Here is a 2,612-nt window from a genome sequence, read left to right on the forward strand (position 1 = left end):
GATGAGCGCCTTCGCCTCCTCGACCTTGTCCGCCTCGACGAGCGAGTCCGCCATGTCGTAGCCCAGCGCCACGAGCAGCGTGTTCGCCATGCCGCCGCCGAAGAGGATCCGGTCGACGCGGCCCAGGAGGTGGCGCAGGACGCCGATCTTGTCCGAGATCTTCGCGCCCCCGATGATCGCCACGAACGGCCGCTCCGGCTCAAGAAGCCGGGACAGGGCGTCGATCTCCCGTTCCATCAGAAGCCCGCAGTAGCTGGGCAGCAGCCGGGCGACGCCGACCGTCGAGGCATGCGCGCGGTGCGCCGCGCCAAACGCGTCGTTGACGAAGAGATCGCCGAGCGCCGCCAGTTCCTCCGCGAAGTTCGGGTCGTTGCGCTCCTCTTCCGGGTGGAAGCGAAGGTTTTCAAGCAGCGCCACGCCGCCGTCCGCGAGCGCGTCCACGACCTTGGCGGCCGGCCCGCCCACGCAATCCTCGGCAAAGGCCACCGGCCGCCCGAGCAGCTCCTCCAGGCGCGCCGCCACCGGCCGCAGGCTCAGCCTGGGCACGACCTGCCCCTTCGGCCGCCCGAGGTGCGACATCAACACGACGCGCGCGCCCCGCTCCACGAGCGCGCGGATCGTCGGCAGGGCGGCGCGGATGCGGGAGTCGTCGGCGACGGCGCCGTGCTCGTCCTGGGGCACGTTGAAGTCGACGCGGACGAGGACCCGCTTCCCGGCCACGTCCGCGTCGCGGATCGTGCGCTTGCGGGCCACGTCACATCCCCCGTTCGCCCAGGAAGGCGCACAGGTCGACGAGGCGCGCGGAATACCCCCACTCGTTGTCGTACCAGGCCACGGCCTTCACCATGTGGTCGCCCATCGCCATGGTGAGCGGCAGGTCGACGATGGAGGAGCGCGGGTCACCCTTGAAGTCGCTCGACACGAGCTCCTCCTCTTCGACGCCGAGGATGCCCTTCAGCGGCCCCGCGGCGGCCGCGCGGAACGCGTCGTTCGCGGCTTCCACCGTGACGGGCTTCTTCGTCACGGCGACGAAGTCGACGACGGACACGACGGACGTGGGCACGCGCAGCGCGAATCCGTTCAGCTTCCCGTTGAGGTGCGGCAGCACCTTGCCAACGGCACGCGCGGCGCCGGTCGTGGTGGGGATGATGTTCAACCCTGCCGCGCGCGCCCGCCGGAGATCCTTGTGCGGCAGGTCGAGCACGCGCTGGTCGTTGGTGTAGGCGTGCACCGTGGTCATGAGCCCGTGCTCGACGCCGAACGCCTCGTCGAGCACCTTGACGAGCGGCGCGAGGCAGTTCGTGGTGCAGGAAGCGTTCGAGATGACGTGGTGCTTCTGCGGGTCGTAGCTCTTCTCGTTGACGCCCATGACGATCGTGATGTCCTCGTTCTTGCCGGGCGCCGAGATGATGACTTTCTTGGCTCCGCCCTTCTCGATGTGCACGATCGCCTTCTCCCGGTCCGTGAAGAGGCCCGTCGACTCGATGACGACGTCGACGCCGCAGTCCTTCCACGGAATCGCGGCCGGATCACGCTCCGCGAAGAACTTGAGGCGGCGGTCGCCGACGACCAGATCCCCGTTGTCGACGCGCACCTCGCGTGGGAAGCGGCCGTAGTTCGTGTCGTACTTCAGCAGGTGAGCGGACGTCTCCACGCTGCCGATGTCGTTGACGGCGACGACCTCCACATCCGGCCTGTCCAGCGTCTGCCGGAAGAAGCGCCGCCCGATGCTGCCGAATCCGTTGATGCCGACGCGTACAGCCATTGCGCACCGCCCTCAAGGCAATATTTGTGGCCCTTCAATTATACCCGGACGGGCGGCCCCGCCCGGACGAGCGCGTGCGCCCGGCGCCGGAAGAACTCCGGGCGAGGGGGCGGGGCGCGGTGGCCAGGAAGCCTACCGCCGGCTGGGAACGATGCGTTCCGCGGCGGCGAGCAGCCAGCCGCGCCCCGGCAGCCAGAGCGCGGCATTCGCGGCGTTGAAGAGCGTGTGCGCGAGCGCCACCTGGCGTTCCGGCACCGCGCTCCACGACGCGACCCAGCCGGCCACCCAGGGCGTGAGGCCCAGGAACAGGATCGAGCCCGCGACGTTGAAGAGCAGGTGGAACACGGCGAGGCGGCGCCCGGCGCGACCGGCGGCCAGGCTGGCAAGGAGCGTGTCGGTGGTCGTGCCGACGTTGTCGCCGTACAACACCGGCAGCGCCGCGCTCAGGGGAAGCAGGCCGCCCGCCACGAGCTTCTGCAGGATGCCGATGGTGACGGCGCTCGACAGCACGACCGTCGTCATCGCCGCGCCCGCGGCCACGCCCAGGAGCGGCGAACGCGCCAAGCCGGCGAGGGCCGCGCTGAACGCCGGGTGCTGCCCCAGCGGGGCGAGGGCGCCTTCCATCCACTTCAAGCCAAGGATCACGAGCCCCATGCCCGCAGCGGCCAGTCCGCCGCCGCGCCAGCGAGGGCGCGACCACATGGGGATCCCGGCCGCGAGGAGGAGCCAGCCGGCCTCCGACCCGAGACCGAAGGCGAGCAGGTGGGCCGTCAGCGTCGTGCCGACATTCGCGCCCAGGACGAGGCACGCCGCCGCGGAAAGGTCCAGCAGCCCGGCGTCCGCGAGG

Annotated in this window: 3 protein-coding genes; all 3 read right to left on the minus strand. The window is 70.6% G+C overall.

The annotated features are described in order from the left end of the window. A partial coding sequence (locus tag IRZ18_09645) for a phosphoglycerate kinase (protein MBX5477369.1) occupies positions 1-753 on the minus strand: 753 nt, incomplete at its 3' end. Position 754: 1 nt separating this feature from the next. Then, positions 755-1,765 (minus strand): type I glyceraldehyde-3-phosphate dehydrogenase, encoded by a 1,011-nt coding sequence (gene gap, locus IRZ18_09650; GenBank protein MBX5477370.1) that lies wholly within the window; start codon positions 1,763-1,765, stop codon positions 755-757. Positions 1,766-1,897: 132 nt separating this feature from the next. Further along, positions 1,898-2,612: Na/Pi cotransporter family protein (locus tag IRZ18_09655; GenBank protein MBX5477371.1), on the minus strand; the 715-nt coding region annotated here is incomplete at its 5' end.

The sequence above is a fragment of the Clostridia bacterium genome, assembly GCA_019683875.1.
Classification (GTDB): Bacteria; Bacillota; Sulfobacillia; order RBS10-35; family Bu92; genus Bu92.

What these genes read in the sequence shown, in the direction of transcription:
- gap (MBX5477370.1), bottom strand. Translation starts at nt 1,765, where the DNA reads ATGGCTGTACGCGTCGGCATCAACGGATTCGGCAGCATCGGGCGGCGC.